At 59.1% G+C, this 13,848-nt stretch carries 16 protein-coding genes and 3 pseudogenes; 12 read left to right on the forward strand and 7 right to left on the reverse strand.

The genetic code is table 11. The features are described 5' to 3' along the window. Together F6X42_RS39730 and F6X42_RS39735 are read right to left on the reverse strand one after the other, a co-directional pair. Positions 1-262 (reverse strand): H-NS family nucleoid-associated regulatory protein (locus F6X42_RS39730; protein WP_376776515.1); only part of this gene is annotated, 262 nt, incomplete at its 3' end. 643 nt (positions 263-905) lie between these two features. Continuing rightward, on the reverse strand, positions 906-1,133 hold the full coding sequence (locus F6X42_RS39735) for a hypothetical protein (RefSeq protein ID WP_187639294.1): 228 nt from the start codon (positions 1,131-1,133) through the stop codon (positions 906-908). 128 nt (positions 1,134-1,261) lie between these two features. On the opposite strand from F6X42_RS39735, the pseudogene F6X42_RS39740 reads away from it, so the two are divergent. Then, positions 1,262-1,462 (forward strand): annotated as a pseudogene (locus F6X42_RS39740) (HU family DNA-binding protein); the annotation flags it as partial. A 95-nt stretch (positions 1,463-1,557) separates the two neighbouring features. On the opposite strand, the gene F6X42_RS39745 reads toward F6X42_RS39740, so the two are convergent. Next, positions 1,558-2,484: an H-NS histone family protein gene (locus tag F6X42_RS39745; protein WP_187639296.1), complete on the reverse strand. Its 927-nt coding sequence runs from the start codon at positions 2,482-2,484 to the stop codon at positions 1,558-1,560. Between the two features lie 307 nt (positions 2,485-2,791). Between F6X42_RS39745 and F6X42_RS39750 the strand changes: the two genes are divergently transcribed. Continuing rightward, on the forward strand, positions 2,792-3,115 hold the full coding sequence (locus F6X42_RS39750; RefSeq protein ID WP_187639297.1) for an H-NS histone family protein: 324 nt from the start codon (positions 2,792-2,794) through the stop codon (positions 3,113-3,115). A gap of 245 nt (positions 3,116-3,360) precedes the next feature. Next, complete coding sequence (locus F6X42_RS39755) at positions 3,361-3,696, forward strand: hypothetical protein (protein ID WP_187639298.1); 336 nt, start codon at positions 3,361-3,363, stop codon at positions 3,694-3,696. A gap of 246 nt (positions 3,697-3,942) precedes the next feature. On the opposite strand, the gene phaP is transcribed toward F6X42_RS39755, so the two are convergent. After that, entirely contained in the window at positions 3,943-4,524 is a 582-nt protein-coding gene (gene phaP, locus F6X42_RS39760; RefSeq protein ID WP_187639299.1) for a TIGR01841 family phasin, read from the reverse strand. 778 nt (positions 4,525-5,302) lie between these two features. On the opposite strand from phaP, the gene F6X42_RS39765 reads away from it, so the two are divergent. The 3 genes and pseudogenes from F6X42_RS39765 to F6X42_RS39775 all read left to right on the forward strand — a co-directional run bounded on the left by F6X42_RS39765 (position 5,303) and on the right by F6X42_RS39775 (position 6,397). After that, positions 5,303-5,566, forward strand: coding sequence for a helix-turn-helix domain-containing protein (locus F6X42_RS39765; protein WP_187639300.1), 264 nt, complete (start codon positions 5,303-5,305; stop codon positions 5,564-5,566). 152 nt (positions 5,567-5,718) lie between these two features. After that, positions 5,719-5,913: pseudogene (locus F6X42_RS44885) on the forward strand (cold-shock protein); the annotation flags it as partial. Positions 5,914-6,217: 304 nt separating this feature from the next. Further along, positions 6,218-6,397 carry a DUF2934 domain-containing protein gene (locus tag F6X42_RS39775; RefSeq protein ID WP_187639302.1) on the forward strand — a complete coding sequence of 60 codons (180 nt, stop codon included), beginning with the start codon at positions 6,218-6,220 and terminating at the stop codon, positions 6,395-6,397. Positions 6,398-6,676: 279 nt separating this feature from the next. Here the strand turns inward: F6X42_RS39775 and F6X42_RS39780 are convergent, their stop codons facing one another. Beyond that, positions 6,677-6,946: a response regulator gene (locus F6X42_RS39780; RefSeq protein WP_187639303.1), complete on the reverse strand. Its 270-nt coding sequence runs from the start codon at positions 6,944-6,946 to the stop codon at positions 6,677-6,679. Between the two features lie 178 nt (positions 6,947-7,124). Here F6X42_RS39780 and F6X42_RS39785 point away from each other — a divergent pair, with 178 nt between their 5' ends. The 6 genes from F6X42_RS39785 to F6X42_RS44890 all read left to right on the forward strand — a co-directional run bounded on the left by F6X42_RS39785 (position 7,125) and on the right by F6X42_RS44890 (position 11,607). After that, positions 7,125-8,885, forward strand: a complete 1,761-nt coding sequence (locus F6X42_RS39785; protein WP_187639304.1) for a hybrid sensor histidine kinase/response regulator — start codon at positions 7,125-7,127, stop codon at positions 8,883-8,885. A 271-nt stretch (positions 8,886-9,156) separates the two neighbouring features. After that, a complete protein-coding gene (locus F6X42_RS39790; protein WP_187639305.1) occupies positions 9,157-9,465 on the forward strand; it encodes an acylphosphatase in 309 nt (102 codons plus the stop codon). Between the two features lie 534 nt (positions 9,466-9,999). After that, positions 10,000-10,212 (forward strand): hypothetical protein, encoded by a 213-nt coding sequence (locus F6X42_RS39795; protein WP_187614494.1) that lies wholly within the window; start codon positions 10,000-10,002, stop codon positions 10,210-10,212. 56 nt (positions 10,213-10,268) lie between these two features. Beyond that, the gene (locus F6X42_RS39800) at positions 10,269-10,604 is read left to right on the forward strand and encodes a hypothetical protein (RefSeq protein ID WP_187639306.1); all 336 of its coding nucleotides are present in this window, start codon (positions 10,269-10,271) and stop codon (positions 10,602-10,604) included. Between the two features lie 339 nt (positions 10,605-10,943). Further along, entirely contained in the window at positions 10,944-11,147 is a 204-nt protein-coding gene (locus tag F6X42_RS39805) for a cold-shock protein (RefSeq protein WP_187639307.1), read from the forward strand. Positions 11,148-11,478: 331 nt separating this feature from the next. Continuing rightward, positions 11,479-11,607: a DUF2934 domain-containing protein gene (locus F6X42_RS44890; RefSeq protein ID WP_312893011.1), complete on the forward strand. Its 129-nt coding sequence runs from the start codon at positions 11,479-11,481 to the stop codon at positions 11,605-11,607. 777 nt (positions 11,608-12,384) lie between these two features. Here the strand turns inward: F6X42_RS44890 and F6X42_RS44895 are convergent. Together F6X42_RS44895 and F6X42_RS43595 are read right to left on the reverse strand one after the other, a co-directional pair. Then, positions 12,385-12,691: pseudogene (locus F6X42_RS44895) on the reverse strand (SOS response-associated peptidase family protein); the annotation flags it as partial. A gap of 832 nt (positions 12,692-13,523) precedes the next feature. Continuing rightward, the coding region (locus tag F6X42_RS43595; protein ID WP_222945898.1) for a hypothetical protein at positions 13,524-13,848 on the reverse strand (325 nt) is incomplete at its 5' end.

Genomic DNA, 13,848 nt, shown 5'->3' on the forward strand with positions numbered 1-13,848 from the left:
CCTTTGTCGCGGGTTTCTTCGCGACGACTTTCGGCTTGCTCGCAGCGCCAGAATCTGCAACTCCGCTAACGCTAGCAATCAGAAACTTTGCCCGGTCTTTCGCACCGGCTAGCCACGCCGGAGCCGGCCCACGTCCGCTCCAGGTCGCGCCGCTCTTGGGGTCACGGTAAAGCGCCGGCTGCGGACCTTTCGGTTGGTCCTTTCCAGCAGTTGCGCCGACAGCTTTCGATGCCTTCTTGCTCGCATTCTTTGCCTTGCTCATAGCACCCGCAGTCGTCGCGACAGCCGCTTCGGCACCGCCTGCAATCAAGAACCTATTGCGGTCTTTGGCTTCAGCAATCCAGGCCGGCGCGCGGCACCTTGGATTCGACCGGCGGCAATCACCCTTCCGACGGGTCCGCGAACCCCAGCGGGATGAAAAAGCCCTAATGAAACAGTGTTGCAGTACCACGCCACCTGCGGCGGAGTCCGGCGGACGTCACCGGGGCTTCTGCCGACGCGGCGCCCCCTCGACGCGCTCCTGCGGCGCGCCGCCGACAGCGCCTGCGACATTCAGGCCGCGAAGGCGAATGTCGCAGCGAACGTAGCGCGAATCACAGAGACCCGCGCCGCCTACCTGCCGTCACTTTCCGTGACGGCCAGACCGGCACGAGCCTGGTCCCGGGCACGCTTCGGGCGCGGACGGATACGCGTCGTCCTAGGTGACTGACAAAACAGCAGGCGTGCCGCCTGGGGACACCGGGGGGAATGAGCGTTCCCGCCGCGCTGACAAACGGGTCACCACCTCCGATTTCGTAGCACGTGCGCGCCGTGCGTATGGCGTCGGCGTCCCCCGCCGAGAGCGTGTCCTGGACCGCAGGAGACTCAATTGCCGACCGTTGGTCGGCAATTTTCATGGGTGCGGCTTAGCCGCCCCCCGCCAGCACCCGTTCGAGCGCCATCGACCTGGCCGCTTCCTCCGCTTGCTCGGCCGTATCGAACACACTGCCCGACACATGCACCCGGTGCCACTCCGGGTTATCAGACGCGTCACGGAAAATGCGAAAGCGCGCGCAGTAGCCACGTGGCGTAGCCGGTATCACGTCGATGTCGACGGACGCACCTTCTATCTGATGCCTGACGAAGCCGTCCATGCCACCCTCCTGACGCCTGCGTTGTACGCAGAAATCCTAGCATGATGGTCGCGCTGCGGTACGTGCGTTGCAGCAAATCACCGGGCATCAATCAGACGCTCGATGACTTGCACACTCGTTCGGCTTGATTGACATCAGTCCACAGGAAGGGCGCGAAGGAGTTCACACTGCCCGGTCTGCTGAAGGTTGTGGCTCAGGACGTGCCCGCCAAGAAGAAGCGCTTCGGCGAGGACCCGTTCACGGGTGAAGACAGGTGGGTCGCCGCGAAACCTGCCTCAGTGCGTCTGAAAGTGCGGCCGCTGAAGAAGCTGAAGGACGCGGCGCTCTAAATCGAGGCTTGCAGAAAAAACGCCCCTCGCGACGGAAGTCCGAAGGGGCGTTCGGCTTTGGACCTGGGCACGGAGGGTGCCCAGGCACCACGTCGTTACGCTGTTGCCTGCACGGTCACAGACGCCGGCGCAGCGGCGACGTCAGGCTCCGCGACCAGCGTTTTGGCAACTGCCTTCTGCGCCGGCGCTTTCTTGACCGCCACCTTCGTTGCAGCCGGTGCCACCGTTTTCTTCGCCGCAACCATGTTGCTCGCAGCAACCACCGCCTTCGTCGCCGGCGCCTTTTTAGCCGTCACCTTCTTCGCGACGACGGTTTGCTTCGCCGGAGCAACCTTCGTTGTCGCCACCTTCTTGACTGCAGCTGTCTTTGCAACAGCACTGCGCTTGCCAGCGGCGTTCGGCTTGCTCGCCTTGTTCACAGCACGGGTTTCTGTCGTAACCGCACTGGCGCCTTCAATCAAAAACTTGGTGCGGTCTTTGACGGCAGCCAGCCACGCAGGTGCCGGACCACGTCCGCTCCAGGTCGCCCCGCTTTTCGCGTCGCGATATTTGGCCGGTTGCGGGCCTTTGCGCTGCCCCGTGTGAGCGCCTGCGCTACCGACTGCCGATGCGTTCTCGACCGCAGCCTTTGCCTTGCCCGCCGCATCCGCAGTCGCTGCGACCGCAGCGTCGCCATCTGCAGTCAGGAACCTGGTTCGGTCCTTCACGTCCTTAATCCATGCCGGAGGACGCCCGTGCCCACTCCACGTGGCGCCAGTCTTGGGGTCACGATACTTTGGTGGCAGTCCACCCTTTGTCTCGGCGGCGGCCTTCGCCTTTCCATTCGCAGCGCTGGCACCGGGCTTGCGCCCACGCTTCTGTGCGCCACCGACGTGCGCATCAATATCTGCCGTCGTCAGACCATGCTTCTCCATCAGAGCTTTGATGTTTGCAAGAACGGCCGAAGATTGCTTTGCAATCAGTGCTTCGGCCTGCGACTGCAGCTTCTTCATCTTTTCCTCGATTTGTTCGAGTGTTGCCATATGGACTCCCTTTGTTGTTGATTAACTGGCCGCACTATGCCACATGCGTGCATACTATTGCTATGAGTTCATACGGTGCCCGAAGGTTCTGTATCAATCCAAACGCGCGAATACGGCGTCGAAGAGCCGGCGTCCTGGTTCTTCAGGCGGAAAGGGCCGCTTGCGCCTACCCCTCCGCGAATCCCATGATGCGGCAACCTGCCACGGTCGCAACGCCCGGATTTTATGGGCGCAACGCTTGCGCAGGGCAACTCACAATCGACGTTCGAAAGAATGCCGGCCAATTGATTTAGACAGGGAATAATTCATGGACGAGCGGAAGCGAGACAGCATGATTGCTTATCTCCGTCGCCGGATGGAGGAGTTTGGCATTGAGCCAGACGACTTGGCACTAGCATTAGCGAGCGACAAGTTAAAACAGAAAGAAGCGCGCTACCATAGTGCGACCGGAGACACGTGGAACGGCGAAGGGGAAATGCCTCGATGGCTTAAACAGGCAATTAGCGCCGGTCAATCCATCGAACACTTTGAATTGTCGTCAAAGGCGGCGCCGCCACGAACGAGCCGCGAACCGGCGGACTGGATGAATGACCCGTTTGCGGGAAGTCCCCTTGCGCGGCCTCGCGGCTAACGCTGCATGTGTTTAAGCAGCTGGAGCGCAGAGGAAAGGGGCTGAGATTGAATCTGCCGGTTGCTCTGACGTTAGCCTTTGGCTTGCCTGCCACGAAGCAAGTCGAAGGTTTGATGTCCATTAACTGCAGCGGCCCAAAAGCACTCGCCTGTTCCCGTACGGGAAGAACATCAACGCTCAATTAAACTGACCCTGAGCGCAATGGAGAAATCAGTCTGATACGCAAACCGCGACGGAGCCCCCCGGTGAATGATTGTCGGCTGTTGTTCTCCCGTGATACAAAGAAAATGCCACGTTCAGCCGAACGGTTGATACGAGTCACCGATACAACTCTTTGGAAAATACAGGAAATGGCAACTGGAACAGAGAAATGGTTCAACGACGCGAAAGGCTTCGGCTTTGGGCTGACGAACGACTTGATGACGTTATGCTGGTGGCTCTTGGGTTATGCGGCGGAGTCCGATAAATCGCGAGCATTTGCTGCCGGCTTTGACTACCACCTGACCAAACCCCTGTCTCTCGAAAAGTTGCAGTCCTTACTGGCTAACCGCGCCGACGGGAAACTCGGCGGCACTGTCTAATTCGAGCATCCGAGCCGACAGGCACAGGGCCAGCTCTAACCAACCGCAAACAGCATCTTTAACGCTTAGCCCCCTTTTTCTGTTACTTACGCAAGAGCTCCGCTCCTGCGGAGGTCATCTTAAAAAGACTTGTAAAAAGAGCCCCACGCAACTTATGGCTTTATATGTCAGCGGCCAGGTCGCAGTGTGTGGCCAGGCGCGTTAGCTCGCCACGCCGGGCGACCACGGGCTCAACGTTCCTTCAAATTATTGCTTCGCCGCCTTCGCCGCTTTTGCTGCTTTCTCGACTGCCTGGTCAGCTGCTTCGGTCACCTCCGATGCGGCTTTTGTTGCGGCGTCCAGGTTACTTTGTGCGACTTCGACTGCCTGCTTCGTGGCCTTTTGCACGCTTTCCTGAGTGGTGTCGGCCAGCGTGACAGCTTGTTTCAGAAATGCGATTGTGGCTTCGGAGCCGACCGGGGCGTTTTGCGCGAGGTTCTCGACGAACGATTGAACCTGGCGGCTGACCTCCTGGTACCGCGCATTGACGACCTCTGCCAGCTGCGTTTGCGTGGTCGACGCAATTTCCGCAACCTGACGTTCGTACGTCAGGACCTTCTCCGCCGAGTGCAGCGCCAGCGCGTCTTGCAGACCGGTAACTTCCTGTCGGTCCTTTTTCGCCAGCCTGTCTTGCTCGCGTTGGCGCCAGTCGGCAAGCGTCGTTTTCGCCGTATCCAGATTCAGTCTGACGAGCTTTTCCTCGCCCTCCAGCATTCTGCTGGCCAGGCCGAAAAAGAAGTCAAGATTAGCTTGCTGGGCTGTAGCAGCCTGTCTCTGAAAATCACTCATATTCGCCTCCAGAAGATGTATGCCCGACGCCCAGCATGTTCGCCAACGGTGACCAACTGATGAAGCGCGCCGTCTGCAAGCTCACGGGTCGGCTGCATTTTCGACACCGGCGCCGCAGGCGTATTGGTCTCGGCCGCGAGCCCGTACAACGTCCTCAGCGCTGGGCTGCGTAAGGGTGCTCTGCGGACGTCGACAGATGCAGGAGCTGCAAACGACGAAAATTTAATTACAGGGCGGTAGCGGCGGGGGCGCCAATTGAATCTGCCTATCCGGGGCACCCTTGAAGAAGGGTGTTTCTTTTCTCGCCGCCACCTGCCGGATGCGTCTGCGCCCTTATTGCGATGGCGCTTTCGCCGGAGACCATCATCGCGATGTGTGACGAGGTCGTGGAACAGCACGCCGCTCTCTTTTCCACGCAAGCAGATATTTCGCCAGTGGAACTTCCGGGACCCGCTGGTGACCAAAGCCGGTGACGCACGAACAGGTGCCGACCTTCGGGTAAGTTTTCCGACGGACCTACGTCTGTGAGCGTTGCTGTCCGCGTACGGGATAGGGAAAACGGTATCCGTGTCGATTACACCGGGCATTTAAAGCGTTAACTCAGAGCGGGGAAGACGCGCCGCAACGGGCGTTCAGGTGCAGTGAAGTTCACGCGAACGACATGCCAGCCCGAGTGATGGCGTTCGACCGCAAGCATCAACATCGAAGTCGTGTCACACCTTCGTAGCCTGAAGTACGTAGGTTTGGTGACGATGAGTTACACGGAGCATTGCACGTCATGAATCGTCGTCTGAATCTTGATGTACATCTGCAAGACACTCTCAAACACAACGGCTCCAGGCGGGCCTTCGCAGCACGACTGGACATGACCATCAAGCGCGCCAAGGTGACCTCCAGTCGGGTGGCCAGGTCACTCGGCGTATCGGAACACGAAGTGACCCTTTGGCGCGCCGGAGTTACCGTTCCGAAGAGTACGGATTGTGCGCGCCTGTCTGAACTTCTCGACGTGGACATCGTCTGGCTATGCGCCGGTCAGGCGTAAACGACAGCATGTCATGGCAGTTCTCATCGGATACGGCCTCGCAGGCGGTTCGGCTTGTCACAGCGATAGGTCTTTTGATGGTACCGGCGATATCTGAAGCTTGATGGTACCGGCGATATCTGAAGCCGCCAGCCTTTTCGATTTTGGACACAATGACGGCAACCGGTACAAAGTGGTTCAATGATGCCAAGGGTTTGGGTTTGATCACGCCGGACGACGGCGGGGATGACCTGTTTGCCCACTTCCCGGAAATCAGCGCAAAAGGGTTCAAGTCGCTGCAGGAGAATCAGAAGGTCAGCTTCGACGTGAAGATGGGGCCGCAAGCAAGCGCTAATATCAAACCGGTCCAGGAGATAGTCTGTCTCTTTGCCGCCTATGGCGCCGGTTCGTCAGGCATCGTACTTTCAAGGCCGAGTCGACCAAGAGCGCCTGTCGAAAAAGTAAAATCCGCCAGTAAGCGCCGAGATTCGAAACCAACGCGAAGCGGGCGGCGGCGTCATCACGCATGACTCGGACGCCAATTGCTTCGACACGTTCGCCGGCGTGGGTCTTTCTGCTTTCGCGTCGATGCTTTCGCCTTCCGCTGTGAAACTGGCACGCTGAGCAACTTCACAAGTAGCTGCTCGCGAAAAACCTCTGGAGGATTGTGCAATGGACAACATTTCGCGGGAAGAGAAGATTCGTGTACGGGCCTACGAGCTCTGGGAAAAAGACGGCAGCCCCGACGGTCGCGCCGACGAGTATTGGGAGCAGGCGCGGGCACAGATAGAAGAGGAAGAATCCGAGGCCGACGGGAGCGGAGCCGACCTGAAGGGTCGGCTGCCGTTGTGACGAAAACTGGCTTGGCGCTGGCGAAGAGCCGCCATAGACCGCTTGGTCGAGTTGCAATTATTGAAGGCGGAGCTACGGCAGCGTAATACTCGCAACGAGCCTCTTGTTGTCGCTTTGCGCCGACACTCGACGTTCCGGACGCTATCCCGCGTGGCTGGTGTCCTGCCGCACTACGCTCCTGACCGCGCGGCTGATTTGGCAGGTTAAACAGCGTGCCTCCGCAGCGACATCGTTGTCAGTAAGCCTTCTTCATTCCGCTGCTGTCAGAGGCCGGCGCATTCATTCCCCCTTGTGCATTTTCGGCTTCATCTGTTTCTGCGACATATCCCCCGACTTACCCATGGTGTTCAGGCGTCGACACAATTCGACGCCATCGAGGCGCGGCATCATCCAGTCGGTCACTATGAGACCGGGACTCTCGATGGCAGCGACGGCGAGCGCGGCCTCCCCATCGCCGGCTGTGAGCACGCGGTATCCTTCCCGCTCCACCAGCAGTCGACGCGGACGCAGAATATTCGGGTCGTCATCAACGAGCAGTACTGTCGCCAATCCAGGTGCCGCGTTCGTACAGAAACGGTATTGTTCAGTGCGGCAATAGTCATACCCAGGCTTGTCTGCATCCCGGATGGCGTTCTTGTTGCGCAGGTCTTTGTGGTGCAGCGCCTACAATTCAATCGGCACGGAAATTTTCCATCAGTCACCCATCAGTTACGACCGTGGAGACCATATGGCCGGACTGTCTGCATCATCGGCAGCGGACCGCGCACGGCATGAGGGTAGTCTTGTCACACCAACGCTCGACATGCGTGCGCATCGCCCACCCGACTATGCTGCAGAAAGCAGCGCGATGCACCGTCTGGCGCAGGCACTGACGTCGTCGGACGGTGCCATGCTGCAGACGCTCTCGGATATGGCACTGAGTCTGTGCGAAGCGGGCAGCGCGGGCATTGGCCTGCTGGAAACGGACAACGACGGCACCCCCATCTTCCGCTGGGTCGCGGTTTCGGGTGCATGCGTTGCCGCTGTGGACACCACCATCCCGATTGCAGACAGCCCGAGCGCCGTGACGCTCGAACTGGCTTCGGGACAGCTGTTTTCGTTTCCCCGGCGCCACTTCGCCTCCCTGGAACACATTTCTCCGGAGATTATCGAAGAGCTGGTTGTACCCATTCCGGGCGAACCTGAGCCGTGGGGCACCCTGTGGGTCATGTCCCACGACGGGGGACACCTTTTCGATGCGGAGGACCGCAGAATCCTGACCAGCCTTGCAAACTTCACTTGCGCCGCGCTCACCATGACCCGGGCGAAGGCTGATGCGGAAGCCCGGGCGGCAGAAGCGGAGGCAGCAAGGAATGCGCTGGCCCTGGCTGAAGCACGCAAGGACGACTTCATTGCGACCCTGAGTCATGAACTACGCAATCCCCTCGCGCCAATCGACAGTGCCCTGACGGCCGCACGAAAGCTGGCGACAGACAATCCCGCCGTGTTAGCTGCATTGGGCATCGCTGACAGACAGATGCGGATACTGAAACGGCTCGTCGGCGACCTGCTCGACGCGTCCCGGATAAGGCATGGCAAACTGTCCGTGCGCCCGTCGTACGGGTTGTTCCAGGATATCGTGGCCGACGCGGTGACGGCGATGAAGGCCGACGCCAATAATGGTCCGCACCAGCTGCATGTCACTGTTCCCCCGTATCCGGTGACCGTTCATGCGGACGCGGCCCGACTCACCCAGGTCATATCGAATTTGCTGACGAACGCGGTGAAATACACGCCTCCCGGCGGCGACATCACGTTATCGGTAAAGGCACCGGACCTGAGCATCGCATCGATACGCGGCTCATCGCCCCGAACTGCGGTCATCACGGTGACGGACAACGGTGCGGGCATTTCATCTTCAATGCTGCCGCACGTCTTTGACATGTTTGCCCAGTCGGCGTCAGCACGCGGGCATGCAGAAGGCGGCCTCGGAATCGGACTGGCTGTCGTGAAGCATCTGGTTGCCGCACACAACGGCACGGTTACCATTGCGAGCGCGGGCGAAGGTAAAGGGACGGAAGTCACCGTGCAGCTCCCGATTGTCTGCGAGAGCACGAGCGAGCCTGTCGTGACCGCGACACGCCCGATGGCGTCGAGTCGTATCCTGCTTGTCGACGACAACGCGGACACCATGGAGGCGCTGGCTACGTTGCTGGAGCTCGAGGGGCATGAGGTGAAGCGGGCACAGAGCGGACCCGACGCGCTCTCGATAGTGGAATCATTTACTCCGGACGTTGCCCTGATTGATATCACGATGCCCGGCATGGATGGCCTTGAGCTTGCGCAACTGCTTCGCCTTCGGGCCCAGTGCTCCCAGACGAAGCTGGTTGCTTTAACGGGCTACACCGATGCCGCCAGCAGATTCCAGACCGACGAACGGGTATTTGACTGCCATCTCACCAAGCCACTATCGCTCGATGACCTGGCGGATGTCATGCGGCGCTCGTGAGCCTGATAGCCCGATGGCAAACGTGGAAGGCGAGTCTCATGGCGCCGCGCCACTGGACACCGCTATCCCGCTGGACGGTTACGTGGCTGTATGCGAATACGCATCCATTCGCGCAGCGCGGCTGCGGTACCTGAGCCGCATTTCCGGGACAGAGCGTTCTTCAGGCATTTCCAGGAAAAGCCTGCGGGAGACGATAGGCAGGCATGCGATTGCAGCCGGGCCACTTCAGTGACGGGCGAAGCTGCGCCAACACTTTTCAAGGACTACACGCATGGAAACTGACAACCAGGATGGGATGCTTGAGACCCGGCTGGTGCAGGTGCGTGGTCCGGTGCAGGGCATTGGCTACCGGGAAGCGTGCGTACGCCAGGCCCAGGCGCTGGGCGTCACCGGCTGGGTACGTAACCGCATGGACGGTTCGGTGGAGGTGATGCTGCAGGGTTCGCCGGAACAGCTTGCCAACATGTGCGCCTGGCTAATCGACGGCATGTCCGCAGCGCTGGTCGACGAGCTTGAAGTGACCGAGGTTCCGCCGCCGTTTGCCCGCTTTGACTACTTTGAGCGATTGCCCACGCTGTAAAGGCGAGCATTTCGACACAGCGGAAGATGTCGGGTTTTCCATCTGCAGGCCTGTCGGGCAGCGCCATCGTCGATGTCAACGGGATGGACCTCGGGGCCTTTCAGCTGCGGGGTCACCGCGCGCTTCGAAATACATACAACCAGGCGGTAGCGATATGCCGAACATCGAAGCCTGCCGCCGGCCCAACCGCCCCAAAAATTCAACCTGTCCGCGCCGACCCACAACAATGACCTCGCTGGCGCACCCTTCCAGATAAGCCCGCCGCACCATTAACCCGCTTCGCTGGGCGGCTGCGGCATGCCAATTAGCCTGACAGATGTGCCGATGACACCAATATGAATGTGCCGTCGCGAAATAGGTAGAGTTAACACTGGTTTTAGCTGTCGCGCGTTTCGCGCAGAATGCCCCTTCGGCGTCAAATCTCAATATGGTTGCGTTCCGTTCGGACAACGAACTGCGGCGACGTCGCGCGATTATGGTGAAGCGTCACCGACCCTTTCGCGCCGATGAAGGAGATGTAATGGAGATATCTCAATGACGGCGGCCGTTTCCACGTTACATCGGGGCTACCAACTTATCGCTATCGCGTGTCCCGCACACGGTGGTCTGCATGCCGCAGACCTTGTTATCGAGAAACCCGGCCGTGCGCCGGAAACATTCGCTGCCCTGGACTACTTCTTCGACGACGAGCAGGCGTTGAAGTATGCGACCCACTGGGGACGAATCTGGGTCGACATGAATGCCTGAGGTCTGCGTCACGCGGCAGCGTCGTAACACGCGCGGGCCAAACAATGGAGAATCGAATGCGTGATGTGCCGGATATCGAACCGTCGTCCTACGTCAACACCCAACAGAAGTTGAGGTTCCTCGCACGCGATGCCCAGAATCCCGGCGCCGCCATCGTCTATTGGTTAGGACGGACCGAGCCATCGCGCGAGTCCAGCTTTTTCGATGCCATGCAAAAATTCGGCTCGCTGATGCAACTGGTTCTGCCCGACGAGCGCCCAGGCGTCTTCGTGAAACGCGATGCCGTGCAGAGGGTTACAGACTTCGGAACAGTGAAGCGACTCGTTTTCAAGGACGGCTCATGTCTGGATGTTCGGTATGCCGGGCCCTGTAGCGACCTGTGCGACAAATGAACAGCGCGTGCATGCGTGCAGTTTGTCCCGAGACAGCCCGCCGCCAGAGATGACGGCGCCGGCTTGTTCAGCCTTGGGCGGAACGAGCTCTGGTGTTGCGGCTGAGACGTATCTCGATGCGGCCGCGACGGGTTCCTGTCGCAATATCGAGTTGTCCAAACCGGCGCTTTACCCGGATTGTCCATGCTCTACAGCAGACTGCAACGCCACTGTTGGAGTCTCGGATAACCGTCAAGCACTGCGATTGAGCAGTAAGGCACTAACTGCCGCCATTGCAGTAGTTGTAAGACTCACGCGCACCGAATGAAGCGCACTCTTCAATTTTGTTGGGAACGGATGATGGCAACTGGAACAGTGAAATGGTTCAACGACGCGAAAGGCTTCGGCTTTATCACGCCGGACGACGGCGGGGAAGACCTGTTCGCCCACTTCTCGGAAATCAAGGCAGAGGGCTTCAAGTCGCTGCAGGAGAATCAGAAGGTCAGCTTCGACGTGAAGATGGGTCCGAAGGGCAAGCAAGCTGCAAACATCAAGCCAGTCTAAGAGACAGTCTGCCTCTTTGCAGCGTACGGCGGCCGGTTTGTCGGGCATCGTACTTTCAATGCGGAGCCGAGCAAGAGCGCCAGGCGAAAAGTGGCACGCGCCAGTAAGCGCCGAAATTCGGCGTCAACGCGAAGTGCGTGCGGCGGCCTCACCACGCAGGACCCGAATGCCAATTGCTTCGATACACTCGCCGGCTCGGGTCTTTCTACACTCGCGTCTGCACCGGCGCCTTCCGTCGTCGAAACGGTAGGCCGCGCGAGTTCATGAGTACCTGCTCGTGAAGAATCTACTGGAGAGTCATGCGATGGATAACGCTTCGCGGGAATAGAAGATTCGTGCGCGGGCCTTTGAACTTTGGGAAAAAGACGGCAGCCCAGAGGGACGCGCCGACGAGTATTGGGAGCAAGCCCGGGCCCAGATAGAAGATGAAGAATCCGAGGCCCGACAGGAACGGAGATGACTCAAAAGGACGGCTTCCGTAGTGACTAAAATCGATTAGGCGCCCCGTAGGAGCCGCGCCGGGGACCGCCACTGTCCAGCGCGGTCCTTGCAGGCGAACCGAACTGAGTGAGCTGGCCAAACCAGTTCAGGGTGTCCTGCGCACGTCGCGTGGACTCACTTGATATTTAATAACTGCTTCGATGACCAAGGGCAACGGAATGCTCGGACACCGATGGGCATCTTGGGTGGTGCCAGCAATGGATTCAACCTGGTCGCCCGAAAACGAAAAGCCTTGCCGCAGGCTACCAGCAGCCATCCGCTAATACTTCGGCCGCACAGGAGACAGAAAGAACTATGAACCCGGAAGCAACGGCGGCTGGGCCTGGCATTTTTGTCCCGGCCCCGGTGTTTTACCTGGCAGCGCTCGCGATAGGAATCGCACTCGAGTATCTGCTATGGCCCATTCCGATTCCCGCAGCTTCGTCAAAGGATGTGATTGCATCGATTTTCATTATCGTCAGTGTTCTGATAATGCCGCCCGTCCTCATGCGCTTTCGTCGAGCTGCCACTCCTTTCGACGCGCGGAAGGCTGCTTCGTCTCTGATAACAGATGGACCTTACCGGTTCGCGTTCGGCCCGCTCTCGCTCTGAGTTCGGCGAAAAGCGTCGGGGTCGTGGTCTTGTCTTCTCTAAAGGAGGACCACTACGTAGCTTCCTGACGATACAAAGAGCGGTTGCCGGCAAACTCCCTTCAAAGACCAAAAGGAAAGCTGAACGCGCAGAACGACGAGACCGCTTATGCCGCCATCCTGTGTTCATAGTACGGCCGGTCTCGGTCATCGAGAATGGCGTACTGTGCCGCCAGGTTAGAAGCATCTGGATTCAGCCACGCGTCGATGTTCTCGGGCTTGATTGGGATGATGCAACGGTCATGGCCCGCCGCCGTGATTTCTGGCGGCGGCTCGTCGGTTATCGCGGCAAAATGACAGCAATTCCGCGTCGCCAGCGCCGGACCAATGCGACCAAAGAGATGCGACGAGCATGTCATGGGCTGGATTTGGTCTGAACTCCGAGACGATGTTTTCGTCCCTCTCACCGCCTGCCTGCCAGCTCATACTCCTCCCTTTTGTTCTCGCCGAATCCAGTTTGTCCCGTCTGCCAACGTTGGACTGAGCAACGTGTCAACGAAGAAACGAGTCGGCCACCAACCATTCCCGGCCAAATCGGCTGGTCAGCCGATTTCCGGCGTGCGGGTCAATATTACGTAGGCGCCAACACCCACATCGGGTGTCACTCAGCTTGACCTACGGCAATGTGTCGCGCGTCATGCGAAAGCAAAGCAGTCTCCACTCCGCCGCAGCGTCATTTGTGACCAGAGGACGACTGTTCTCGACGTCTTCAAAACCAGGGCCATGCGGAGACCGGGAATTTCCCAACGAAACAGCTACGCGCCACGGCCATCGTGGCATCCGCGTCACCTGCCTCCGATGCGCATCGCCGCACCGGTTGACTTCGACGCGCGCAACTCTAGAATGAGGCTTCGCTGCATTGCAGCAAAAAATCCTACCGGAAGAATCCAGAACGTATGGCATACGGAAATTTGCTCCAAAGCAATCAGACGCTTGTCATCGTTACGATGTTGGCCTTCCTCGCCGCGTCCATTGTCAGCCGGCGAAGCGGTCTTTGGGGCCGTTCCCGGACGGTCAAGAAGGCAGCGCAAGTTGAGGCCGCGCGCACAGCGGCCTTGCTGGCACACTTGCGGGCCGTGCGCGGTCCCGGTCGCTCCTATAGAGGACGTAAGTTTTGGCACGAACTCTTCGCGGACCTGGAGCATGCGAATCGCGAGGACGCCCTTTCTTGGGAGGTGGTCTTGGCGGTGACAGAGGCGATGCAAACAGAGACTTGTCGCACGGCAAAACTTCGTGCAGTGATTATTCAAAGGCCCGATGCGGGCTTGATAGCACGCGCGAGCGCGCGATTTTCTCCACGCTCACCACCTCGGCGGCGAAAATTAGCGCGGTGGAGCGGTCGACGAGCGCGCGAGGCACGAATGTCCGTGCATTCATCAGCTTCTCCCTTGGAAAATTGGCGCACGGAGGAACAGCGAACACGACGGCCGTTCCTTGGCTTCGTGAGGGTGTAAAAATTTTTGTGTAAACGGTCATTTGGCAGGAAACTGTCAGCAACAGGAGCACAGATGACCGTAGCGAAACGCAACAAAAGAGAAAAACCCGATCCTGAACTCGTCAAGCTGGCAGAC

Origin of the sequence: Paraburkholderia podalyriae (assembly GCF_014397785.1) — a bacterium.
Classification (GTDB): Bacteria; Pseudomonadota; Gammaproteobacteria; order Burkholderiales; family Burkholderiaceae; genus Paraburkholderia; species Paraburkholderia podalyriae.